The organism is Streptomyces sp. NPDC006235 (assembly GCF_040613735.1).
GTDB lineage: Bacteria > Actinomycetota > Actinomycetes > Streptomycetales > Streptomycetaceae > Streptomyces.
In genome coordinates, this window is the sequence record NZ_JBEXSR010000002.1 from 35,886 (window position 1) to 58,933 (window position 23,048).

Genomic DNA, 23,048 nt, shown 5'->3' on the forward strand with positions numbered 1-23,048 from the left:
CATGGCCATGCAACCCTGGTTCACCGACGCCAAGCTCGGGATCTTCATCCACTGGGGCATCTACGCCGTCGACGGCGTCCAGGAGTCCTGGTCGTTCTACGACGACATCGTCCCCTACGACCAGTACATGTCCCAGTTCGACCGGTTCACGGCGTCCCGCTACGACCCGAGGGACTGGGCGAGGCTCTTCGCGCGGGCCGGCGCGAAGTACGCCGTGCTGACCAGCCGCCATCACGACGGCGTCGCCCTGTGGGACACGGCGTACGGCGACCTGAACGTGGGCCGCGACCTGATCGGCGGCTACGCCGACGCCCTGCGCGAGCAGGGCCTCAAGGTGGGGCTGTACTACTCGCACTCGGACTGGAGCCACCCCGACTACGCCTCCACCCGCAAGCCGGGCCGACCGCCGGAGCTGGAGGACAACCGCTACTCGGAGGTCGCCGCCGAGGACGAGGACCTTCAGGCCTGGGAGAGGTTCCTCGCCTACCGGGACGGCCAGATCCGCGAACTGACCTCCCGCTACAAGCCGGACCTGCTGTGGTTCGACGGCGAGTGGGACCGCAGCGAGGAGCAGTGGCGCATCCCCGAACTCGCCGCCCTCATCCGCTCCGAGGTACCGGACGTCGTGTTCAACGCCCGCATGCTCTCCGAGGGCGACTACGCGACGCCGGAACAGGGCGCCCCGGTCGTGCCGCCCGAGGGCCCCTGGGAGCTGTGCCTGACGATCAACGACTCCTGGGGCCACCAGCACCACGACCACAACCACAAGTCGGTCGACCAGCTCATCCGCTATTTCACCGAGACGATCGGCGGCGGAGACAACCTGCTGCTCAGCGTCGGACCGCGCGAGGACGGCACGATCCCGGCCGAACAGGCGGAGCGGCTCGAAGGGCTGGGCGACTGGATCGCTCGGCACGCGGAGGCGGTGTACGGCACCGAACGAGGACTTCCGCCGGGTCACCACTACGGCCCGAGCACTCTCTCCAAGGACCGCCGCACCCTCTATCTCACCCTCTTCGACGCCCCGCGCGCCGAGATCAACGTGCGCGGCCTGCTCAGCGAGGTCCGCAGGGTCTCGGTGCTCGGCAGCGGCACGGAACTGGCCCACCGGGTCACCGGCGGCCTCCACGAGACACCGGGTGTCCTGTGGATCGAGCCTCCCGCCACGCCGGACCTCGACCCGCACGCCACGGTGCTGGCCGTCGAACTGGAAGGGGAACTGGAGCTGTACCGCGGAGCCGGCCGATTCTGACGAAAGTTTAAGAAGCCGGTGAACGGCCTGCTCACGGGCGGTATGTGGACGCCCGTGAGCACGCCGGTTCGCCTTCCGGACACCTGACGTTCGCCCGTTCCCCCTGGGATGCGGAACGCACAACGCGAACGAAAGGTGTCACCGTGCGAGACCCGCGTATGGCCGCGATCGGCAAGGGCCTGAAGCGTCGCGGAAGGCTGGTGATGGAGGCGGTCAGTCCACCGCGCCGGAACCTCGACGCCATCCCCGCCCCCCGCCCGGCGGCCGACACCTACACCGCTCCGACCGCCCCCCGGCTGGTGGACTCGCCGGTCTTCGTCCTGTCGTCGGTGCGCTCCGGTTCTACCTTGCTGCGCGTCCTGCTCAACAGCCACAGCCGTATCCGCGCCCCGCACGAGATGCACCTGCGCACGGTGCACGTCAACCTGTCCCGCGACTTCACCGCGGACGCCATGCGGGCGCTCCACCTCGACAAGGACGAGCTGGAACACGTGCTCTGGGACCGGGTGCTGCACCTGGAGCTCATCCGCAGCGGCAAGGACGTCATCGTCGACAAGACCCCGCCGAACACCCTCATCTGGCCCCGCCTGCGGCGATGTTGGCCCAACGCCCGCTACATCCTGCTGCTGCGCCACCCCGGCGCGGTCGTCACGTCCCTCACCGACCGGCGTGCCGACCCCGATCACGAAGCCGTCCGCGCCGAGGTCCTCGACTACAGCGAGAAGCTGGAGGAGGCCCGCCTGAACCTCGACCCCCACGTGATCACCTACGAGGAGCTCACCGCGCAGCCGGGGAAGGTCACCCGGGGCATCTGCGACCACCTCGGCGTCCCGTGGGAGCCCGGCATGCTCGACTACGGCAGCAAGGACCACGGCACCTTCCGTCCCCAGCTCGGTGACTGGTCCAGCACCATCAAGTCCGGCCGCATCCAGTCGGCCCGCTCCGCCGCCCCGGACGTCGAACTGCCCCCACGCCTGAGCGAACTGGCCCAGGCATGGGGGTACGAGGACTGAAGGGAATCGGGGGCTAGAGAGGCAGGGCCCCGACCGTGGCCTGCGGGGCCGGCGCCTCGACGGAGTCGGCCGGCACCGCGGGCAGTGGCTGCTGCTCCGTCGTCTCCGGCCGCTGCTGCGGCAGCTGCACCGGCCGCAGCGGACGCGGCCCCGACACCACCGTGTAGTCCTGGCCCAGGAACGGCGGGACCACCTCGCCCGGGTCCTCGCCGAGCGCCAGCTGGACGGCGGCCCAGGGGGCGTTGACACCGCACAGCGACAGCTGGTGCAGGCCGCCGGCCGGGCGGGTGTTGACGTCCATCAGGACCGGCCGGTCGCCGAACATCCGGAACTGGATGTTGGACAGGTAGTGCAGCCCGAAGCCCTCCGCGATCCGCCGGGCCGGGTCCAGCCACTGCTCGTGCAGCGTGAAGCCCCGGCGGCGGCCGTTCTTGGTGCGGCCGATGGCCAGCCGGACCCGGTTGTCCGGACCCGTCAGGCAGTCCACCGACACCTCGGGCTGCTCCAGGCGCGGCATCACCAGCCAGTCGACCGGCTCCTCGGCCCGCTCCAGCGCCTCCAGCACCAGGTCGAGCGGCACGTACGGGCTCGGAAAGCCGTTCAGGTGCACCATCGAGAAGGGCGAGCGCGTGATCACGCGGAAGCCCACCCCGCCCGCCCCGGACGCCGGCTTGAAGCACGCCTTGTGGCCGGCGGCCTCCAACTCCTCGACCGCCGCGACGAGTTCATCGGCCGACCGCACCCGCCACCACGGCGGCACCGGCACACCGATCGCCTGGACCGCCTCGTAGGCGATCACCTTGTCGTGGAAGACCGCCACCGCCTCGGGCGGCGGTGCCAGCACCGCCGTACCGGCCGCCTCGAACTCGGCGCGGTGCGCCACGATCGCCGACTGGTGCAGCCGGGGCACGAACACGTCGATACCGCGCCGCCCGCACTGGTCCAGCGCGTACTCGACGTACCCGGCGGGGGAGAGGCTCTCGGGTTCCAGCTCGGCGGTGTCGGCGGCGGCCAGCACGGGGGAGTCCGGGTCGCCGTGCGTGGCATGGATCTCGACGGCCCGGTCGCTGGGATTTCTCCGCAGCTGATCCATGAAGAACACGTTCTCCGCGTACGTGCGGTTGAGCCAGACGCGTACGCGAGAGACCATGCAGGCCGCCTTTCACGGTTCGCGGGCAGGGCTCAGCAGCCCGTGCCCGGGCAGGAGGAATGGAGGGACACCAAACCGCCCCTGCGAGAGGGAAGTTTTCAGCGGTGGTGTTGGGGCAGATCATACGGCCTCGGCGGGCCGTGTCGTGCAACGCGCGTGTTACGGATCGCGATTCCCGTCCGGCCCGCCGCCCTTGTCCCCGGGCGCGGTGATGTGATCTCGTGGTGGCGTTCGCGTCGGGTGCGCGGAGGGGGACGAGGGGTGACGTCGACGGCCGGTGGCGCCGGACAACTGCTGGCCATCAGCGATCTGCACATCGGCTATCCGGAGAACCGCGCCCTGGTCGAACGGATGCGGCCCGGGTCGGACGACGACTGGCTGCTCGTGGCCGGGGACGTCGCCGAGACCGTGGCCGACGTGCGCTGGACTCTCGAGACGCTCGCCGGCCGCTTCCGCAAGGTCGTCTGGGTGCCCGGGAACCACGAGCTGTGGACCCATCCGAGCGACCCCGTCACCCTGCGCGGTGTCGCCCGGTACGACCATCTGGTCGAGCTGTGCCGGGACCTCGGCGTGACGACGCCGGAGGACCCCTACCCCGTCTGGGACGGCCCCGGCGGCCCCGTCGCCGTCGCGCCGCTCTTCCTCCTGTACGACTACTCGTTCCTGCCGGCCGGCTGCGCGACCAAGGAGCAGGGCCTGGAGTACGCCCGGGGCACGGGCATCGTGTGCACCGACGAGCACCTGCTGCACCCCGACCCGTACCCGAGCCGGGAGGCCTGGTGCCGGGCCCGGGTCGCCGAGACCGAACGCCGGCTCGCCGACCTGCCCGGCGACCTGCCCGTGATCCCCGTCAACCACTATCCGCTGCACCGGCACCCGATGGACGTCCTGTGGCACCCCGAGTTCGCCATGTGGTGCGGCACCGGCCTGACCGCCGACTGGCACCGCAGGTTCCGCGTCCACACGATGGTCTACGGCCACCTGCACATCCCCCGCACCACGTGGCACGAGGGCGTGCGCTTCGAGGAGGTGTCGGTGGGCTACCCCCGGGAGTGGCGCAAGCGGGCCGGGGAGCCGGGGCGGCTGCGGCGCATCCTGCCGGCGGAGGGTGAGGAGCGGTGATCGGGGAACTGCTGCCACAGACCGTCGTCACCGTGGAGGCGTACGGCGGCGAGGGCGCGGACGCCCCGCTGTTCCCCGAGGAGGCGGCGCTCGTGACCCGGGCGGTCGCCAAGCGGCGCCGGGAGTTCGCCGCCGTCCGCTCCTGTGCCCGCCGGGCCATGGAGAAGCTCGGCGTGCCGCCGCAGCCGGTCCTGCCCGGGGAGCGCGGCGCCCCGCGCTGGCCCGCCGGCCTGGCCGGCAGCATGACCCACTGCGACGGCTACTGCGCCGCCGCCCTGGTCCGCGCCACCGACCTCGCCTCCCTCGGTATCGACGCCGAGACCCACGGGCCGCTGCCCGAGGGCGTCCTGCCCGCCGTGGCCCTGCCGACCGAGACCGAGCGCCTGCGGCACCTGGCCGCACAGCGCCCCGACGTCCACTGGGACCGGCTGCTGTTCAGCGCGAAGGAGGCCGTCTACAAGGCGTGGTTCCCCCTCACCGGCAAGTGGCTGGACTTCACGGAGGCCGACATCGAGATCTCCGCCGACCCCGGCGATCGACCACGCGGCACCTTCCGCGCCACGCTCCTCGTCCCCGGCCCCCGCCTCGGCGACCGCCGCCTCGGCCATTTCGACGGCCGGTGGACCACTGACCGGGGCCTGGTCGCGACGGCGGTGGCAGTACCGCACGGCTGAGCCGGCCGTGCGGGTGCGGGCCTGCGGACGTCGGCTCAGGGCGCCGCTGCCGCCGTCGGCTCAGGGGCCCGGCTCCGGGCACCAGTTCTGGAGCAGTTGGAAGAACGCCTCCTCGTTGCCCGTGAGGCCCGCTCGGTCGAGGGCCTCTTCCGCCTCCGCGAGGACGGCGGGCGGGACGACCGGGGGCCGGGGGCCGCCGGGCGGACCCGGCTCCAGGTCGAAGGCGGCGCGGACGGTGTGCAGCAGGCGCAGGTAGGCCTGGACGGCGGTGCGTTCGCGGTCGGTCAGTACGGCGGTGGGCATCGGTCGGCTCTCCCCGTGTCGGAGTCGTCGGTCACGCCCCGCACACGAGGGGCGCACCTCCAGCTTGCCGCCCACCACTGACAATCCGGCCCCACAGTCCGACGGTTCGCCCGCTCGGCGGAGGCGGAAGCCCAGCTCAGCCCTGGGACCCCGGATACCCCAGCGACGCCTCGATCCGCCCCGCCAGATGGTCCCGCTGCACCGGCCCCCGCGACGACGAACCCGCCAGCCACGCCCTGCACTTGCTGGCCAGCAGCAGGCCGAAGCTCTCGGCCTCCTTCTCGTCGTCGAGGTCGAAGCGGGTGCGCGCGGCGACCTTCAGCACCGTCTCCTGGAGGTCCGCGCCGTCGTGGAGCAGCCGGGCCGCGACGGCGGCGCCCTCGACGTGGTGGGAGCAGTGCCCCGCCTTCATGTGCCACAGCTCGTGCCCCAGGATCACCAACTGGTGGTCGGGAGCCGTGCGTTCCTCGATCACGACGAGATCCTGCTCGGCCATGTCGAGCCACAGTCCGCTCGCGGTACCGGGCGGGAAGGCGGCCGTACGGAAGTGGACGGGGCGGCCCCGGCGTCTGCTCATGGCGTCGCACAGCGCGGCGTACAGCTCCTCGGGCCGCGCCGGCGCGGGGAGGGTCAGCTCCGCGACCAGTTCGCCGCACAGGCGGCGCATTTCCTTACCGATGCCCACAGTTCTCCCCACGGTCACGACTCGGGCCGCTTGACGCTCTCCAGGAGCATGTCCAGCCATTCCGCCACCTTGTCGCGGTGCTGGTCGGTGGGCAGTTGCGCGGCCCGCCAGGCGATGCCGCGCACGCCGTGGTCCTGCAGCAGCCGCTCCAGCGGGTCGTCGGCCGCCGCGGCCGCCCGCCGCTCCCGGTCGGCGAGCTTCTGGAGCAGGTCCTGCTCGGTGTGCTGGAGGGCGCTCACCAGCGCCTCGGGGTCCTCGGCCGTGAGGAACCCGGCATGCACCCGGAAGAACCGCTGAAGCGCGTCGCAGTGCTCCATGGTCGGCCGCCGGTCGCCGTTGATCAGGGCACCGGCCTGCTGCCGGGACATGCCCGCGCCGTCGGCGATCTCCTGCTGGGTGTACTTTCGGCCGTTGGGCTTGAGCCGGGTCCGGCGCAGCAGGTCCAGGCGCTGGAGGAACCGGGCCTGCACATCGGGTTCGCCCGCCGGCCGGCCGCCGAGCAGGGCCTTGACCACGGGCTCCGGGACGCCGGAGGCGACGGACAGCCGGCCGATGTCGAAGACCTCGGCGTGCGGCACGCCGAGCCGGTCGGCGAGCGCGGTGACACGGGAGACGACGGCCGCCAGCACGGCCGTCGGCGTGGCGCCCGGACCTTCGACGAAGCCACCCGTCACCGACAGATCTCCTACGTCTCTCACAGGCTTCTCACAAGTGGATGCCGTGACCTACCCCGGCGTGAACTTCCCGGAGCGTAGCCGGTGATTCGAACTCACATCCAGGTCTCGCCACAACTGTGGCCAATTTCAGCCGTCAACCAGCATGAAATGCCACGATAGTTGACACGCCTCAGCTCCGGGCACCAGGATCGGGGCGCCGCGTCAGGGCCGCACAGGCAAGAGGGGTGACCTCCCGATGGCATATCAGGCAGGAGGGCAGCGGCCGGCACCGCGGCCCGTCCCCGAGACTTCCGACGTCCAGGCCTACCTGGAGGACTACGCGGGGCTCCTGGAGGCCGTCTCCTTCCCCTCGCTCGTCGTCGACCACTGCTGGGACGTGGTGCTGGCCAACAGCGCCTTCCGGTCACTTTTCGGTGGCGTCGGCCCGCACCCGACGGCCATGCCGGGCGACAACTTCCTCAGGTTCGTGCTGTTCCACCCCGACGCTCCCACGGTGCTCGGCGAGCACGAGGCGAGCTGGTGCCTGCCGATGCTCGCGCACTTCGCGCGGACCGTGGACAGCCACGGCCCCGACCACGGCCTTCAGGCCATCCGCCGCGACATCGCCCAGGACCCGATCATGGAGGCCGCCTACCGGCACGGCCTGCCGCACTGGATCCGCTCGGTCGGCGAGCGCGCCGTCGAGCAGGACGGCGCCGTACGGCCGCTGCTGCACCCGGATCCCCGCTGGGGCGCCACCGACTGCCGCATCGTCGTCGAGACGTCCAGGACGCTCGAGGAACTGGGCTGCACCCGGCTCACGTTCGTGCTGCGCGAGGCCCGCCGCACCCCGTCCCGGGAGCGCCGGACGCGCCGTACCGCCTCTTCCCATCTGAGGGTCGTCCCGGCGGCCGACTGAGCCTTTCCCGGTCCCGGTACCACCGGCGTCCGCCCCATTCCCAGGCCATGTGGTGTGTGACATAGTACTGGCGTGAGCGAGCCGCTGACCTGCGATGTCGTGGTGGTCGGAGCCGGAGTGGTGGGCGCCGCCTGCGCCCTGTACGCGGCCCGCGCGGGCCTGGACACCGTCGTGCTGGACCGCGGCCCGGTGGCCGGCGGCACGACCGGCGCGGGGGAGGGCAACCTCCTCGTCTCCGACAAGGAACCCGGACCCGAGCTCGACCTGGCCCTGCTGTCCGCCCGGCTGTGGGCCGAACTGGCCGAGGAGGGGCTGGGAAAGGCGGTCGAGTACGAGGCCAAGGGCGGGGTCGTCGTCGCCGGCACCGGCGAGGCCCTGGCCGGGCTGGAGAAGCTCGCCGCCGGGCAGCGCGCGGCCGGGGTCGAGGCGGTCCCGGTGCCGCCCGACCGGTTCCCCGACCTGGAGCCGTACCTGGCCCCCGGCCTCGCGGGCGGCGTGCACTACCCGCAGGACGCCCAGGTGATGCCCGCCCTGGCGGCGGCCCACCTCCTGCGCGCCTCGAACGCCCGGCTGCTCACCGGCCGGGAGATGACCGGGGTGCTGCGAGGCCCCGGCGGTGCGCTACGCGGCGTACGGACCGACCGGGGCGACATCCACGCCCCGGCGATCGTCAACGCGGCCGGCACCTGGGGCGGCGAGGTGGCGGCCCGCGCCGGGGTGTCGCTGCCGGTGCTACCCCGGCGAGGCTTCGTCCTGGTCACCGAGCCACTGCCGCCCCGCGTCCGGCACAAGGTCTACGCCGCCGACTACGTGGCCGACGTCGCCAGCGACTCGGCGGCCCTCCAGACCTCCCCGGTGGTCGAGGGCACGCCCGCCGGCCCGGTCCTCATCGGCGCCAGCCGCGAACGGGTCGGCTTCGACCGGTCGTTGTCGCTCCCGGCACTGCGGGCGCTGGCGGCGGGTGCGACGCGGCTCTTCCCGTTCCTCGCCGGAGTCCGGGCCATGCGGACGTACGCGGGCTTCCGGCCGTATCTGCCGGACCACCTGCCCGCGATCGGCCCCGACCCCCGCGCGCCCGGACTGCTGCACGCCTGCGGGCACGAGGGCGCGGGCATCGGTCTCGCCACCGGCACCGGGCAGCTGATCGCCCAGGCCCTGACCGGGCGGACGCCCGATCTCGATCTCGTCCCGTTCCGGCCCGACCGCTTTCCCGAGGAGGCCGAGTGAATCCACTGGAGCTGGCGGGCGCCCGGCCCGGCCCCGCCTTCACGGTCACCTTCGACGGGCGTCCGGTCGAGGCGCTGCCCGGCCAGACGGTCGCCGCCGTGCTGTGGGCGGCGGGCGTCACCTCCTGGCGCAGCACCCGGGGTGAGGGCCGTCCGCGCGGTGTGTTCTGCGGGATCGGCGTCTGCTTCGACTGCCTGGTGACCGTCAACGGCAGCCCCAACCAACGCGCTTGTCTCCTCCCGGTGCGGCCGGGAGACGTGATCGGCACGCAGGAGGGGACGGGCCATGCGGAGGCGGACCACGCGGAGGCGGTCCATGACGGGCCGGTCCGCGGCAAAGCGGTCGACGCGGGCAGCCGCCATGGCCGGCCGGGTGATGACCGGGGCGGCCCCGACGGGGCGGCCGGCCTCCGGCCCGGCCATGCGGGCGCGGGCGACGAGGGAGACGGCCATGCACACTGAACTCGCCGTGATCGGCGCCGGGCCGGCCGGGCTGGCCGCGTCCCTCGCGGCGGCCGCGCGCGGCATCCGGGTCGCTCTCGTCGACGCGGCGACGCAGACCGGCGGGCAGTTCTACCGGCAGCCCGCCGCCGGGCTGGTAGCCGGGCGGCCCGAGGCGCTGCACCACCGGTGGCGCACCTGGGAGCGGCTGCGGGACGGCCTCGCCGCCAGTTCCGTGCGCGTGCTGACGGATCATCATGTGTGGTGCGTGGAGCGGACGTCCGGCGGCTTCACCGTGCACGCGCTGCTCGGCCCGGAGCAGGAGGAGCCGGTCGAGGTGCACGCCCGCGCCGTGCTCCTGGCCACCGGCGGATACGAGCACGTGCTGCCCTTCCCCGGCTGGACCCTCCCGGGTGTCGTCACCGCCGGAGGCGCCCAGGCCATGCTCAAGGGCGGGCTCGTGGTGCCGGGACGGCGGGCCGTCGTGGCCGGGACCGGGCCGCTGCTGCTGCCCGTGGCGACCGGGCTCGCGGCGGCCGGCGTCGACGTCGCCGCGCTCGTCGAGTCCACCGATCCACGGCGCCTGGCCCGCCACGGCCGGGCCCTGACCGGCAAGCTGCCCGAGGGCGCCGGATACGCCGCCCGGCTGCTGCGCCACCGCGTGCCGGTCCTGGCCCGGCACACCGTCGTCCGCGCCCACGGCGACGACCGGCTGACCGGCGTCACGGTCGCCGCACTCGACACCGCCGGACGCGTCCGGCCCTGCACCGAGCGGCGGTTGCCCTGCGACACCCTGGCCGTCGGCCACGGCATGCTCCCGCACACCGACCTGGCGGAGGGCCTCGGCTGCGGCCTGGACGGGCTCGCGGTGGCCGTCGACGCCGAGCAGCGCACGGACGTCCCCGGCGTGTGGGCGGCCGGCGAGTCCACCGGTATCGGCGGCGCGGCCCTCGCCCTCGCCGAGGGCCACATCGCCGGGTGCTCCGCCGCCGCCCGCCTGCGCGGCACCGGCCCGGACCCGGCTCCCGCCGCCCTCAAGGCCCGTTCGAAGCTCAGGAGTTCAGCGGCCGCCCTCGACGCCGCCTACGCGCCGCCCGCGCACTGGCCCGAGCAGGTCACCGACGACACCGTGGTCTGCCGCTGCGAGGAGGTCACCGCCGGTGCCGTGCGCGAGGCCCTGGACCTCGGCGCGGGCGACGAGCGCACCGTGAAGCTGCTGACCCGGGCCGGAATGGGCTGGTGCCAGGGCCGGATGTGCGCCGTCGCGGTCGCGGGTCTCGCCGGCTGCCCGCCCTCCCCGTCCAGAAGGCCGTTCGCCCGTCCCGTACCGCTCGGCGTCCTCGCACGGCAACACACCCAGGAGGAACTGTCATGACCGACCACCGCCCCTGGCGCGGCGTCCTTGTCGCCACCGCGCTCCCGCTGGACGACGACCTCTCCGTGAACTACGACAAGTACGCCGAGCACTGCGCCTGGCTGGTCGAGCACGGCTGCGACGGCGTCGTGCCGAACGGCTCCCTCGGCGAGTACCAGGTGCTCACCCCCGAGGAGCGCGCCCGGGTCGTCGAGACGGCCGTCGCCGCGATCGGCGGGCAGCGCGTCATGCCCGGTGTCGCCGCGTACGGGTCCGCCGAGTCCCGGCGCTGGGCCGAGCAGGCGGGCGAGGCGGGCTGCCGGGCGGTGATGCTGCTGCCGCCGAACGCCTACCGCGCCGACGAGCGTTCCGTCCTCGCCCACTACGCCGAGGTCGCGAAGACGGGCCTGCCGGTCGTCGCGTACAACAACCCCATCGACACCAAGGTCGACCTCGTGCCGGAACTGCTCGCCCGGCTGCACGGCGAGGGACACATCCGGGCGGTGAAGGAGTTCTCCGGAGACGTCCGCCGGGCCTACCGCATCGCCGAACTCGCCCCCGAACTCGACCTGCTGATCGGCGCGGACGACGTGCTCCTGGAGCTGGCCGTCGCGGGCGCGAAGGGCTGGGTCGCCGGGTATCCGAACGCGCTGCCGCAGGCGTCGGTCGAGCTGTACCACGCGGCCGTCGACGGCGACCTCGACACCGCGCGGTCCCTGTACCGGCAGCTGCATCCGCTGCTGCGGTGGGACTCGCGGGTGGAGTTCGTCCAGGCCATCAAACTCTCCATGGACCTGGTCGGCCGCCACGGCGGCCCCTGCCGGCCGCCGCGCATGCCGCTGCTGCCCGAGCAGGAGGCCGCCGTCCGGTCCGCCACCGAGAAGGCCGTCGCGGCCGGACTGGCGTGAGGGGAGCTGGGATCATGCGCAGCAGACTCGTCCTGCACGCCGTCGACTCGCACACCGAGGGCATGCCGACCCGCGTGATCACCGGTGGCATCGGCACCATCCCCGGTGCCACCATGAACGAACGGCGGCTGCGCTTCCGCGAACACCGCGACGACATCAAGCAGTTGCTGATGAACGAGCCGCGCGGCCACGCTGCCATGAGCGGCGCGATCCTCCAGCCGCCGACCCGGCCCGACTGCGACTGGGGCGTCGTCTACATCGAGGTCTCCGGCTATCTGCCGATGTGCGGGCACGGCACGATCGGCGTGGCGACCGTGCTCGTCGAGACCGGCATGGTCGAGGTCACCGAGCCGGTCACCACCATCCGGCTCGACACCCCGGCGGGCCCGGTCGTCGCCGAGGTGGCCGTGGCGGACGGGGCCGCCACGTCGGTCACCCTCCGGAACGTGCCCTCCTTCGCCGTCGGCCTCGACCGCAAGGCCACCCTCGCCGACGGCCGGACGGTGACGTACGACCTCGCCTTCGGCGGCAACTTCTACGCCATCCTGCCGCTGGAGCAGTTCGGCCTGCCCTTCGACCGCTCCCGCAAGGACGACATCCTCGGGGCCGGCCTGTCCCTCATGGCCGCCGTCAACGCCGAGGACCCGCCCGTCCACCCGGAGGACCCGTCGATCCACGGCCTCCACCACGTCTACCTGGCCGCCCCCGGCTCGACCGCCCGCCACTCCCGGCACGCCATGGCCATCCACCCCGGCTGGTTCGACCGCTCGCCCTGCGGCACGGGCACCAGCGCCCGCATGGCCCAACTGCACGCGCGCGGCGAACTCCCGCTGCACACCGAGTTCGTGAACGAGTCCTTTATCGGCACCCGGTTCACCGGCAGACTGCTCGGCACCACCGAGGTCGCCGGCCACCCGGCCGTGCTGCCCAGCTTCACCGGACGCGCCTGGATCACCGGCACCGCCCAGTACCTGCTGGACCCCGAAGACCCGTTCCCGGCGGGGTTCGTCCTGTGAGCCGCACACCCGCGCTGCCCGTGCTGGGCAGCAGGAAACCCAGCCACCGCGAGCGGGTCGCGGACGCCCTGCGGGCCGCCCTGATCGCCGGGGAACTGCTCCCCGGCGAGGTCTACTCGGCCCCCGGTCTCGCCGCCCGCTTCGGCGTCTCCGCCACCCCCGTGCGCGAGGCCATGCTCGACCTCGCCAAGGAAGGCCTCGTCGACACCGTGCCCAACAAGGGCTTCCGGGTCACCGCCGTCTCCGAGAAGCAGCTCGACGAGTACACCCACATCCGCGCGCTGATCGAGATCCCCACCACGGCGGGCCTCGCCGCCTCGGCCGACCCGGTGGCGCTGGAGGCGCTCCGCCCGGTCGCCCAGGAGATCGTCACCTCCGCCGCGGCCGGCGACCTCATCGCCTACGTCGAGGCCGACCTGCGCTTCCACCTCGGCCTGCTGGCCCTCGCCGGCAACGACCACCTCGTCGACGTCGTACGGGACCTCAGACGCCGCTCCCGCCTGTACGGCCTGACCGCGCTCGCCGAGCAGGGCCGGCTGGAGGCGTCGGGGGAGGAGCACCTGGAGATCCTGGACGCGCTGCTCACCCGGGACGAAGCGGCCGTACAGGCGGTGATGACCCGGCACCTCGGCCACGTCAGGGGCCTGTGGGCAAGCGCCCCTCAGGGGCGCGAGGAACTGCGCGACAAGCCCCCACGGCCCGCAGCTTCCAGACGCCAGACCGGACCGAGCCATTAGGACAAGGCGGCCCCCTTCTTCGCAGCCTGGATCTGCTCGTACACATGCGTACGAAGCTCGGCGAACCGCGGATCCACCCTCGTGTGCAACTGATCCCGCTCGACCGGCAGATCGACCTTCAACTGCTCCCGGACAACGGTGGGGGAGGCGGACAGTACGATCACCCGCTCCCCGAGGTAGACCGCCTCGTCGATGTCGTGCGTGACGAACAGGATCGTGATGCCGCGCTCCCGCCACAGCCCCCGGACCAGGTCCTCCAGATCGGCCCGGGTCTGCGCGTCCACCGCCGCGAACGGCTCGTCCATCAGCAGCACACGGGGCTCGTACGCCAGCGCCCGGGCGATGGCGACCCGCTGCTGCATTCCGCCGGACAGCTGCCAGGGGTACGCCCCCACGGCGTCCGCCAGCCCCACCGACTCCAGCGCGTCGCGGACCAGTTCCCGGCGTCGGGCTTTACTCAAGTCCTTCTGCCTCAGCGGAAGTTCGACGTTCTCGCCGACCCGCATCCAAGGGAAGAGGCTGCGCCCGTACTCCTGGAACACGAACGCCATCCCGGGCGGCGGACCGCTCACCTTCCGCCCCTCCAGGAGCACTTCACCGCCGGTCGGGGCGAGCAGCCCTCCCACGCACTTCAGCAGCGTCGTCTTGCCGCAGCCCGACGGCCCGACGAGACAGACGAGTTCCCCGGCGCCGACGGTGAAGGTGAGGTCGCGGACCGCCTCCACACGCCGCCCCGACCCCTCGTAGACCTTCTTCAGACCCCGTACGTCGAGCATGGACCGCCCTTTCAAGAGGTTCACGGCGACCGGCGGGCCGAGGCGCGCAGACCGTGGTACCAGCCGAGCACGCGCCGCTCGACCCACTGGAAGACGACCGACAGCAGGAAGCCGAGCAGGCCGAGCACGAGGATGCCGGTCCACATGTCGGGGATCGCGAAGCCGCGCTGGAACTGGACGATGGTGAAGCCGAGCCCGTTGCTCGCGGCGAACATCTCGCTGATCACCATGAGGATGATGCCGATGGACAGGGCCTGGCGCAGACCCGCGAAGATCTGCGGGCTCGCCGACCGCAGCACCAGGTTCCTGATCCGCGCCGCACCCGTGATGCCGTACGAGCGCGCCGTCTCGGCCATCACAGGGTCCACCGCCCGCACGCCCTCGACCGTGTTGAGCAGGACGGGCCACACGCAGCCGGCCGCGATCACCGTGACCTTCATCGTGTCGCCGATCCCCGCGAACAGCATGATGACCGGCACCAGCACCGGCGGCGGCACCGCCCGCAGGAACTCCAGGACCGGCTCGCACACCGCCCGCACCCGCCGGTACGACCCGATGACCGTACCGAGCGCCACGCCCGCGACCGCCGCCAGCGCGTAACCGCCGGCCAGCCGCAGCACGCTCGGCAGTACGTCGCCCCGCAGGCGCTGCGCCGTCCACACGTCCGGGAAGGCCTCCAGGATCGTCCGCAGGGGCGGCCAGTACACGTCCGTACTGCCGGCGGACGCCACCCACCAGACCGTCACCAGCAGCGCCGGCAGGGCGACGGCGACCACCAGCCGCAGCAGCGCACGCCTCACGCCGCCACCTCCCCGCGCACCGACTGGTGCCAGGCCAGCGCCCGCCGCTCCACCGTGCGCGCGCCGACGTTGATCAGCAGCCCCAGCAGGCCGGTCACCACGATCAGCGCGTACATCTCGGGCACGGCCTGCGAGGCCTGCGCCACCCCGATCCGCTTGCCCAACCCCGGTGCTCCGACGACGAGTTCGGACGTGATGGCCAGGATCAGCGCGACCGCCGCCGCCAGCCGGACGCCGGTCATCACGTACGGCAGCGCGGTCGGCCACAGCACATGCCGGATCCGCGCCCAGGTTCCGAGGCCGTACGACCGCGCCGTCTCGTCGGCGACGGGGTCCACGTCCTGGACGCCGTACAGAACCTGGATCAGGACCTGCCAGAACGACGCGTAGACGACGAGGAGGAGCACCGAGCGCAGTTCGGTGCCGTACAACAGCACCGCCAGCGGGATCAGAGCGACCGAGGGGATCGGGCGCAGGAACTCGATCGTGGAGGCCGTCGCCTCGCGCAGATGCGGCACGACCGAGATCAGCACGCCCACCACGATCCCCGCGCAGGACGCGATCGCCAGGCCCAGCGCCCAGCCGGTGAGCGTGTCGCCGAGCGCCGTCCAGAAGGCCGCGTCGGACACCTCGTCCGCGAGCGCTCCCGCGATACGGCTGGTGGGCGGGAAGTACGCCTCCTCGACCAGACCGAGCCGCGGCACCACCTCACCCAGGGCGAGAAAGGCGGCGAGTCCGGCCGCACCGAGTGCGGCGTTCGCGCCCCTCATGCGTTCACGCCCCTCATGCCTCCGCGCCCCTCACGGCAGCAGCTTGTCCAGATCCGGCGTCGACCTGAACAGGCCGTCGTCCTCGCCGAGCTTCATCAGCGCCTCGATGGAGGCGCGGTTCGGCTCCGCCGGCCACTTCGGCAGGGTCACCTTCGCCAGCACCGCCTCCGGGATCTTCGTGTACGTGGTGACGATCCGGCGGGCCTCGTCCGGGTGGGCGTCGGCGTAGGCGAGGGACTCGGCGACGGCCTTCCGGAACTTCTCGACCACCTCCGGGTTCTGCTGGGCGTACCGGGTCGAGGTGAAGTACAGCGCGACGGTGAGGTCGGGTGCCACGTCCACCAGGTTCGAGGCGATCTCGCGGCCCCCCTGGTTCTTGACGGTGGCGAGGGCGGGCTCGACGACCTGGGCGGCGTCGATCTGCCCGCTGTCGAGGGCGGCCGGCATCTGGTCGAAGGCGAGCTCGACGAACTTGACCTTGTCCGGGTCGCCGCCCGCCTTGCGCACCGAGGCGCGCACGGACGTCTCGTTGATGTTCTTCAGGGTGTTGATGGCGACCCGCTTGCCCTCCAGGTCCTTCGGCGACCTGATCGGACTGTCCTTGCCCACGGTGATGGCGCTGAAGTCCTTGCCCTCGACACCGGTCGAGGCGATCGCGTTCGCCACGCCCTTGACCGGCACGTTGTTGGACTGGGCGATCATCAGTGACGTCACGTTGGAGAACCCGAACTGGAACTGACCGCTGGCCACACCCGGCACGATCGCGGCGCCGCCCTGCGCGGTGGTGAACCGCAGCTTCAGGCCCTGCTTCTCGAAGAAGCCCTTCTGCTGGCCCAGATAGAGCGGAGCCACATCGACGATGGGAATGAGCCCGACCTCGACGGTGGTCACCCCGCCGGACGAGGCGCCCGCGTCCGAGGCGCCACCGCCGTCGGACGAGCCACAGGCCGCCGCGGTGAGCAGGACGGACACGGCCGCGAGACGGGTGAAGAGACGACGACGCAAGACTCCTCCTGTGGGACCGGCTGTGGTTCTCCGACAGGTTGTGCGCAGACAGCACGCTTGTGCTCAGCGAGAACGTATGGCCGTGTCCGCTCCATGGTCAATGCCCTTGCCGGCACAGCTCGTTGACATCACGAGATCCCCACTCCTAGCGTGCGCACAGCGCACGGTCGTACATCACGCCGGAGGCCCAGGATGTCCGCTGAAGCCCGCGCACCGCACTTCGTCCGGTCCTTCGAGCGCGGCCTCGCCGTGATCCGCGCCTTCGACGCCGAGCACCCGGCGCTGACCCTGAGCGAGGTCGCGCGGGCCTGCGAACTGACGCGCGCGGCGGCGCGCCGCTTCCTGCTCACCCTCGCCGACCTCGGCTACGTGCACACCGACGGCCGCCGCTTCCGCCTCACCCCGCGGGTGCTGGAACTGGGCTACTCCTACCTCGCCGGCTACACGCTGCCCCAGCTCGCCGAGCCCCATCTGGAGCAACTCGTCGCGCGGGTGAGGGAATCGTCCTCGCTCTGCGTCCTCGACGGCGACGACATCGTGTACGTCGCCCGGGTCCCGACCCGCCGCATCATGACCGCGTCCATCACGGTCGGCACCCGGTTCCCGGCGTACGTGACCTCGGTGGGCCGGGTGATCCTCGCCCACCTGCCCGACGAGGACGTCGAAGCCAGGCTCGCCCGGGTGGAGTTGAAGCCCCTCACCCCACGCACGATCGGCACGCCGGATGCCCTGCGGGCGGAGCTGCGCCGCGTCCGCCGGCAGGGCTACGCCGTCGTCGACCAGGAGCTGGAGGAGGGGCTGAGGTCGGTCGCCGCCCCGGTGCGGGACCGGGACGGCGAGGTGGTCGCGGCCGTCAACATCGCCGTGCACGCAGGGCGCAACTCCGTCGACTCCGTACGCCGCGACCTGTTGCCGCACCTGCTGGCGACGGTCGCCGGGATCGAGGCCGACCTGCGGATCACAAGTCCAGCACCAGCCGCCGCCCCCGGCACCGGGACACGCAGATCATCATCGTCTCCCCGCTCTCCCGCTCCTGAGGGGTGAGCACGGAGTCCCGGTGTTCCGGGGTGCCGTCGAGGACGTCGGTCTCACAGGTGCCGCAGGTGCCCTCGGTGCAGGAGAAGAGCACCTCGACCCCGGCGTCGCGCACGGCGTCCAGCACGGACACGTCCGGCGCCACGGTGAGTGTCCTGCCGCTGCGCGCCAGCTCCACCTCGAACCCGGTGTCGCCGTCCGTCTCCTGTTCCTTGGGCTGGAACCGCTCGACGCGCAGCACCGCGGACGGGCAGCGCTCCTCGACCGCGTCCAGCAGCGGGCCGGGGCCGCAGCAGTAGACGAGCGTGCCCTCGGGTACGTCGTCGAGCACCGAGGGCAGGTCCAGCAGCCCCGTCTCGTCCTCGGGTGCGATCGTCACCCGGTCGCCGTACCGGGCGAGTTCCTCGCCGAACGCCATCGACCGGCGGGTGCGCCCGCCGTACAGCAGCGTCCACTCGGCGCCCGCCGCCTCGGCCGCCGCCAGCATCGGCAGGATCGGGGTGATGCCGATGCCGCCCGCGACGAACCGGTAGCGGGGGGCGGGCTCCAGGCCGAAGTTGTTCCGGGGCCCGCGCACCCGGACCTTGTCGCCCTGCCCCACCTGCTCGTGCACATGGGCCGAGCCGCCCCGGCCGTCCGGCTCGCGCAGCACCGCGATCCGCCAGGCGGACCGGTCGGCCGGATCGCCGCACAGCGAGTACTGCCGTTCAAGCCCGGGGCCGAGCACGACGTCGATGTGGGCGCCCGGCTCCCACGCCGGGAGCGGCTCGCCGAGCGGGTGGCGCAGGGTGACAGTGAGCACGCCGTCGGCGGCCGACTCACGCCGCTCGACGACGAGTTCGTCTTCGTACACGCTCATGAACTGTTCCCTCGCGGCTCGTCGACGTCATGCCCCTGGGGGTGGGCGAGCATCCACTCCCACATCTCCACCGGGTCCTGCGCGGTGTGCTCCCGGCCGCAGTGGCAGGTGCCGTGCAGGACGTCGGTGCCGGGCAGCCAGTCGATGCGGTAGATCTCTCCGGTCGGGCTCGTCACTGGACCTTCTCCACGGGCTTCTCGCCTTCCTCGACCAGCCGGGCGAGGATACGGCGGGCGGCCAGACCACCGGTGTCGATGTTGATGCTCAGCTCCTGGTAGCCGGTGCGCTCGGTGCCGAGGGTCTTCTGCAGCAGGTTGAGGGCGGTGACGTCCTGCATCACGACCGTGTGGTTGTTGCCGCGCAGGAACTCGGTGACCTCGGCGTCGTCGGTCGCCCAGTCGCGGGAGACGGCCCAGAAGTCGTACACCTTGCCGTCGCCGGACGGGGTGATCGCGTACGTGATCTCGGTGTGGAAGCCGTTCGGGTCGCTGCCGTCCGCCTCGGGCACCACACCGACCGGGGCGATGCGGCTGTGCAGCAGGTACAGGCAGGGCGCGTGGTACTCGATGTCCTGCCAGCGGGTGATCCGGCCCTCTATGCCGGTGGACTTGGCGTAGAAGGGCGGGCACGCGGCGTCGTCCATGTGCCGGCTGACCCGGACGATGCCGGCGCCCTCGTCGACCTCCGTCGTGATCGGCGTCTCGGCGACCTCGGGGGTGCCGATGTACCCGCCGTGCAGATACGTCTCGTGGGACAGGTCCAGGAGGTTGTCGACGAGGAGTCCGTAGTCGCAGTCGATGGGCTCCATGCCGCGCACGGTGACCCAGCCGGGGGAGTCGAGGTGCCTGGCCCGCGGGATGCCCTGCGGATCGGCGAGCGCGGGGTCGCCGATCCACACCCAGATCAGCGAGTCCTGCTCGACGACCGGGTAGGAGGCGACCCGGGCCGTGCGCGGCACCCGTTTCTGCCCCGGCACGTACACGCACGTACCGGTCGTGTCGTACGTGAACCCGTGGTACCCGCACACGATCCGGTCGCCGTCGAGCCGCGTCGGGGCCTCGGACAGCGGGTACCGGCGGTGCACGCACCGGTCGTGCAGCACGACCGGGGTGCCCTCCTCCTCGGTCCGGTAGAGCACGAGCGTCTCACCGAGGATCGTCCGTCCGAGCAACTCCCGTCCGACCTCGTGACTGTAGGCGGCGACGTACCACTGGTTCCTGGCGAAGGCGGTCATGTGGGGCATGGCGTTCCCGTCCCTGTCGGCGGGGCTCCGTCGCCCCGCGTGCCGTGGTTGGAATCAGGGTCGTGACGGCTGCGGTCGCCGCGCAAGACGGCTTCCGTCAGACGGAAGGCCTTCCGCGAAAGGGCTGGTCAGGGTGGTGCCGTCCCTCAAGCCGGGGTGAACGTGAAGGTGAACTCGGCCGGGCCGGCGTCGAGGTGGTGCCGCGGCAGCACACCCGGGCCGCAGGACTGACTGCCGATACCGTGCTGGGCGTGGTCGAGGTTGACCCACACGGTGTCGCCGGGCCGCAGGTCCGGGAGGTGACCGGCGGCGTCGAGCTGCTCGGTGGTCCAGCGGCGCGCGGTGAACCAGAAGACGGGCTCGCCGTCGATCCGCAGGCTTGAGCCGTGCTCGTCACTCAGCCGGGCCCAGCGGACGTCGGCCCGCGCGCCGTTCTCCTGCGGCCGTACATACGGGGTCTGCAAGGCGTTCACCGTGGACGACCAGAGCCCGGTGCGGGAGGCGGCCCGGGTGTCGGGGTACGCCTCGCCCGGCCCGCCGCCGTACCACTCGGCCCGGCCGTACGCCGCCGGCAGCCCGAGGCGTACGCCCAGCCGGGGCAGCGGGCAGCTCCACTCGCCCTCCGGGGTGACCGAGACCGCGAGGTGCAGCCGGTCGCCGTCCGCCGTCCAGCGGTACTCGGCGCGCAGGCCGAGGTCGGTGGCGGCGGGCGCCACGCGGGTCCGTACGGTCAGTGCCTCGTCGGCAGGCTCCACCCCGTCGAGGCGGTGGCGCATCCGGTGCAGGCCCACCTCGCGCCAGATCAGGCCGTGGCGGCAATCCGGCTGCCAGGGCGCGCCGTTGTCGTTGTCGGTCGGCGCCCGCCACACATCGAGGCGCGGGCCGGTGACCGGGATGCCGCCGATGTGCGTGAGCGCTCCGCTCGCGGCGTCGAAGGTACCGGGGCCGAGAGCGAGGGTGCCGCTGCCGGCCGGGCCCCGCCGGCAACCGGCCGCCGGGGCGGTCCGCGGGCGCCTCGCCCGACCCTGCGTACCCGCCGGCAGCTGTGCCCAGGCGATCTCGTGCCCGGCCTTCCCCCACGGGGTCTCCTGGGCGAGGACGGCACGCACGGTCCACAGCGCCTCGCCGGCGCGGTCGCGTGCGGGCGGCTCGGGGAGCTTCAGCTCCGCGGTGCCACCGGGTGCGACCGGCGGCACGGACAGCGCGCCGTCGGCGACGCTCTCGCCCTCGACCTCGTACGACCAGACGAAGGCGAGACGGGACAGGTCGGCGAAGTCATGGGTGTTGGTGATCCGGAGCGTACCGGCGGGGCCGTCGCCCTCGATGCGGACCGGTTCGACGACCTTCTTGTACTCGGTCAGGCCCGGGGAGGGGGTGCGGTCGGGGAAGAGCAGTCCGTCGCAGACGAAGTTGCCGTCGTGGACCTCCTCGCCGAAGTCGCCGCCGTAGCCGTAGCCGTGCTCCGGGTGGGCGATGCCGTGGTCGATCCACTCCCAGACGAAGCCGCCCTGGCAGCGCTCGTGCGTCTCGAAGAGCCGCTGGTACTCGCTGAGTCCGCCCGGGCCGTTGCCCATGGCGTGGGCGTACTCGCACAGGATGAAGGGCAGGGCGCGCCGGTGGGCGTCCAGCTCCGGGTCGTCCAGCGGGGCTTCCGCACGGCGGCCGATGAGGTCGACCTCGGCGTGGTCCGCGTACATCCGCGAGTAGACGTCGGTGTCCGCACAGGACGGGTCGCCCTCGTAGTGCAGGGGCCGGGAGGTGTCCCGTCCCCGGATCAGGCGGGCCATGGCGGTCAGGCCCCGGCCGGTGCCGCACTCGTTGCCCAGGGACCACAGCACGATCGAGGGGTGGTTCTTGTCCCGCTCGACCATCCGCTCGGCCCGGTCCAGCAGGGCGGGGATCCAGCGCTCGTCGTCCACCGGATTCCCGCGCCCGCCGAGGTCGACGAAGCCGTGGGTCTCCAGGTCGCACTCGTCGATCACCCACAGGCCCAGCTCGTCGCAGAGGTCGAGGAAGGCCGGGTGCGGCGGATAGTGGGAGGTCCGTACGGCGTTGATGTTGTGCTGCTTCATCAGCAGCAGGTCCTGGCGCATCGTCGAAAGCGAGACGGTCCGGCCGGTCTCCGGGTGGAACTCGTGCCGGTTGACGCCCCGGAAGAGGATCCGCCTGCCGTTGACCTTGAGCACCCCGTCCTCGACGGTGACCGTGCGGAAGCCGATCCGCAGCGGGATCCGCTCACCCGCCGTGGCCAACTCGCCCTCGTACAGCCGCGGCAGCTCCGCCGACCACGGCTCGACGGGCAGTGTCACGGTCTCGCCCGTCGCGATGCCGATGCCCAGCTCGGGCACGGTGACGCGCCCGCCCGGCTCGCTGTCCACCCGCAGGGTCCCGGAGCCGTCGCGGTGGTCGTAGGAGGCGTGCACGAAGAAGTCACGCACCGCTCCCTCGGGCCGGTGCAGCAGCGTCACCTCCCGGAAGATGCCGGGCATCCACCACTGGTCCTGGTCCTCCAGATACGAGCCGGCGGACCACTGGTGCACCCGTACCGCCAGCACATTGCCCTGAGGCCGCAGCAGGGCGCCGACGGAGAACTCGTGCGGCAGCCGGCTGCCCTGGAAGACTCCCAGCTCCTGCCCGTTGAGCCAGACCCGGGCGCAGGACTCCACGCCCTCGAAGCGCAGCAGCGCGTCACCGCCCGGGGCCGCCGCCGGCCAGTTCCCGGGCAGATCGAAGGCGATCCGGTGGTCACCGGTCGGGTTCTCCGTCGGCACCCGCGGCGGATCGACCGGGAAGGGGTAGACGGTGTTGGTGTACGCGGGCGCTCCGTGCCCGTGCAGCACCCAGTGGCCGGGGACCGGCAGCTCGTCCCAGCCGCGGTCGTCGAAGTCCGGGCGGGCGAAGGACTCGTCCCGCGCCGTCGCCGTCGGGGACAGCCGGAAGCGCCAGGTCCCGTCGAGGCTCAGCCGGTGCGCGTCCGAGGCGCAGGCCCAGGCGCGGGGCGGCAGGGCCCCGCTGCCCGGCGAGACGTCCTCGTAGTAGGGGAGTCCGCCGAAGTCGATCGTGCTCAATCCTGCTCCTCGGTACGGGGACGGCGCGACCTGCGC

The 23,048-nt window shown here is 72.5% G+C and carries 23 protein-coding genes and 1 pseudogene; 12 read left to right on the top strand and 12 right to left on the bottom strand.

Going from position 1 to position 23,048, the window contains the following annotated elements:
- Window position 1: 1 nt before the first annotated feature.
- The gene (locus ABZ192_RS02325) at window positions 2–1,252 is read left to right on the top strand and encodes an alpha-L-fucosidase (protein WP_356922641.1); all 1,251 of its coding nucleotides are present in this window, start codon (window positions 2–4) and stop codon (window positions 1,250–1,252) included.
- Between the two features lie 143 nt (window positions 1,253–1,395).
- Window positions 1,396–2,265 (top strand): sulfotransferase, encoded by an 870-nt coding sequence (locus ABZ192_RS02330; RefSeq protein WP_356922642.1) that lies wholly within the window; start codon window positions 1,396–1,398, stop codon window positions 2,263–2,265.
- A gap of 13 nt (window positions 2,266–2,278) precedes the next feature.
- Here the strand turns inward: ABZ192_RS02330 and ABZ192_RS02335 are convergent, their stop codons facing one another.
- Window positions 2,279–3,415, bottom strand: a complete 1,137-nt coding sequence (locus tag ABZ192_RS02335) for an ATP-grasp domain-containing protein (RefSeq protein WP_356922643.1) — start codon at window positions 3,413–3,415, stop codon at window positions 2,279–2,281.
- 261 nt (window positions 3,416–3,676) lie between these two features.
- On the opposite strand from ABZ192_RS02335, the gene ABZ192_RS02340 reads away from it, so the two are divergent.
- Together ABZ192_RS02340 and ABZ192_RS02345 are read left to right on the top strand one after the other, a co-directional pair.
- The gene (locus ABZ192_RS02340; protein ID WP_356922644.1) at window positions 3,677–4,537 is read left to right on the top strand and encodes a metallophosphoesterase; all 861 of its coding nucleotides are present in this window, start codon (window positions 3,677–3,679) and stop codon (window positions 4,535–4,537) included.
- Window positions 4,534–5,211, top strand: a complete 678-nt coding sequence (locus ABZ192_RS02345) for a 4'-phosphopantetheinyl transferase superfamily protein (protein WP_356922645.1) — start codon at window positions 4,534–4,536, stop codon at window positions 5,209–5,211. Before ABZ192_RS02340 ends, ABZ192_RS02345 begins: the two co-directional genes overlap by 4 nt.
- Window positions 5,212–5,271: 60 nt before the next feature.
- On the opposite strand, the gene ABZ192_RS02350 is transcribed toward ABZ192_RS02345, so the two are convergent.
- The 3 genes from ABZ192_RS02350 to ABZ192_RS02360 all read right to left on the bottom strand — a co-directional run bounded on the left by ABZ192_RS02350 (window position 5,272) and on the right by ABZ192_RS02360 (window position 6,873).
- Entirely contained in the window at window positions 5,272–5,514 is a 243-nt protein-coding gene (locus ABZ192_RS02350) for a hypothetical protein (RefSeq protein ID WP_356922646.1), read from the bottom strand.
- Window positions 5,515–5,650: 136 nt separating this feature from the next.
- Entirely contained in the window at window positions 5,651–6,181 is a 531-nt protein-coding gene (locus ABZ192_RS02355; RefSeq protein WP_306970486.1) for a toxin-antitoxin system, toxin component, read from the bottom strand.
- 32 nt (window positions 6,182–6,213) lie between these two features.
- On the bottom strand, window positions 6,214–6,873 hold the full coding sequence (locus ABZ192_RS02360; RefSeq protein WP_356922647.1) for a helix-turn-helix transcriptional regulator: 660 nt from the start codon (window positions 6,871–6,873) through the stop codon (window positions 6,214–6,216).
- A gap of 238 nt (window positions 6,874–7,111) precedes the next feature.
- Between ABZ192_RS02360 and ABZ192_RS02365 the strand changes: the two genes are divergently transcribed.
- From ABZ192_RS02365 to ABZ192_RS02395, 7 genes and pseudogenes are all read left to right on the top strand, one after another.
- Window positions 7,112–7,774 carry a hypothetical protein gene (locus ABZ192_RS02365; RefSeq protein ID WP_356922648.1) on the top strand — a complete coding sequence of 221 codons (663 nt, stop codon included), beginning with the start codon at window positions 7,112–7,114 and terminating at the stop codon, window positions 7,772–7,774.
- A 72-nt stretch (window positions 7,775–7,846) separates the two neighbouring features.
- Complete coding sequence (locus ABZ192_RS02370; protein WP_356922649.1) at window positions 7,847–9,001, top strand: FAD-binding oxidoreductase; 1,155 nt, start codon at window positions 7,847–7,849, stop codon at window positions 8,999–9,001.
- A pseudogene (locus tag ABZ192_RS02375) lies at window positions 8,998–9,294 on the top strand ((2Fe-2S)-binding protein); the annotation flags it as partial. The gene ABZ192_RS02370 and the pseudogene ABZ192_RS02375, both read left to right, overlap by 4 nt.
- Before the next feature lie 157 nt (window positions 9,295–9,451).
- Window positions 9,452–10,816 carry an NAD(P)/FAD-dependent oxidoreductase gene (locus tag ABZ192_RS02380; RefSeq protein ID WP_356922650.1) on the top strand — a complete coding sequence of 455 codons (1,365 nt, stop codon included), beginning with the start codon at window positions 9,452–9,454 and terminating at the stop codon, window positions 10,814–10,816.
- A complete protein-coding gene (locus tag ABZ192_RS02385; protein ID WP_356922651.1) occupies window positions 10,813–11,703 on the top strand; it encodes a dihydrodipicolinate synthase family protein in 891 nt (296 codons plus the stop codon). The genes ABZ192_RS02380 and ABZ192_RS02385 overlap by 4 nt, the downstream gene beginning before the upstream one ends.
- Window positions 11,704–11,717: 14 nt before the next feature.
- Window positions 11,718–12,719 (top strand): proline racemase family protein, encoded by a 1,002-nt coding sequence (locus ABZ192_RS02390; protein ID WP_356922652.1) that lies wholly within the window; start codon window positions 11,718–11,720, stop codon window positions 12,717–12,719.
- Window positions 12,716–13,456, top strand: a complete 741-nt coding sequence (locus ABZ192_RS02395; protein WP_356922653.1) for a GntR family transcriptional regulator — start codon at window positions 12,716–12,718, stop codon at window positions 13,454–13,456. Before ABZ192_RS02390 ends, ABZ192_RS02395 begins: the two co-directional genes overlap by 4 nt.
- Here the strand turns inward: ABZ192_RS02395 and ABZ192_RS02400 are convergent.
- Genes ABZ192_RS02400 through ABZ192_RS02415 form a run of 4 tightly spaced genes read right to left on the bottom strand, consistent with a single transcriptional unit; the run spans window position 13,453 to window position 16,807 of the window.
- Window positions 13,453–14,232 (bottom strand): ABC transporter ATP-binding protein, encoded by a 780-nt coding sequence (locus ABZ192_RS02400; protein ID WP_356922654.1) that lies wholly within the window; start codon window positions 14,230–14,232, stop codon window positions 13,453–13,455. The two genes, ABZ192_RS02395 and ABZ192_RS02400, sit on opposite strands and share 4 nt — an antisense overlap.
- A gap of 20 nt (window positions 14,233–14,252) precedes the next feature.
- Window positions 14,253–15,032 carry an ABC transporter permease subunit gene (locus ABZ192_RS02405; RefSeq protein ID WP_356922655.1) on the bottom strand — a complete coding sequence of 260 codons (780 nt, stop codon included), beginning with the start codon at window positions 15,030–15,032 and terminating at the stop codon, window positions 14,253–14,255.
- A complete protein-coding gene (locus tag ABZ192_RS02410) occupies window positions 15,029–15,802 on the bottom strand; it encodes an ABC transporter permease (RefSeq protein ID WP_356922656.1) in 774 nt (257 codons plus the stop codon). The genes ABZ192_RS02405 and ABZ192_RS02410 overlap by 4 nt, the downstream gene beginning before the upstream one ends.
- 30 nt (window positions 15,803–15,832) lie before the next feature.
- Entirely contained in the window at window positions 15,833–16,807 is a 975-nt protein-coding gene (locus ABZ192_RS02415) for an ABC transporter substrate-binding protein (RefSeq protein ID WP_356922657.1), read from the bottom strand.
- Window positions 16,808–16,999: 192 nt separating this feature from the next.
- Between ABZ192_RS02415 and ABZ192_RS02420 the strand changes: the two genes are divergently transcribed.
- Window positions 17,000–17,851 (top strand): IclR family transcriptional regulator C-terminal domain-containing protein, encoded by an 852-nt coding sequence (locus ABZ192_RS02420; RefSeq protein WP_356922658.1) that lies wholly within the window; start codon window positions 17,000–17,002, stop codon window positions 17,849–17,851.
- Here ABZ192_RS02420 and ABZ192_RS02425 read toward each other — a convergent pair.
- The 4 genes from ABZ192_RS02425 to ABZ192_RS02440 form a co-directional block, all read right to left on the bottom strand.
- On the bottom strand, window positions 17,766–18,701 hold the full coding sequence (locus ABZ192_RS02425; RefSeq protein ID WP_356922659.1) for a PDR/VanB family oxidoreductase: 936 nt from the start codon (window positions 18,699–18,701) through the stop codon (window positions 17,766–17,768). The genes ABZ192_RS02420 and ABZ192_RS02425 overlap by 86 nt on opposite strands.
- The gene (locus ABZ192_RS02430) at window positions 18,698–18,877 is read right to left on the bottom strand and encodes a hypothetical protein (protein WP_059416872.1); all 180 of its coding nucleotides are present in this window, start codon (window positions 18,875–18,877) and stop codon (window positions 18,698–18,700) included. Before ABZ192_RS02430 ends, ABZ192_RS02425 begins: the two co-directional genes overlap by 4 nt.
- Window positions 18,874–19,944, bottom strand: coding sequence for an aromatic ring-hydroxylating dioxygenase subunit alpha (locus ABZ192_RS02435; RefSeq protein WP_356922660.1), 1,071 nt, complete (start codon window positions 19,942–19,944; stop codon window positions 18,874–18,876). Before ABZ192_RS02435 ends, ABZ192_RS02430 begins: the two co-directional genes overlap by 4 nt.
- Window positions 19,945–20,090: 146 nt before the next feature.
- Window positions 20,091–23,012 carry a glycoside hydrolase family 2 TIM barrel-domain containing protein gene (locus ABZ192_RS02440; RefSeq protein ID WP_356922661.1) on the bottom strand — a complete coding sequence of 974 codons (2,922 nt, stop codon included), beginning with the start codon at window positions 23,010–23,012 and terminating at the stop codon, window positions 20,091–20,093.
- Window positions 23,013–23,048 lie beyond the last annotated feature (36 nt).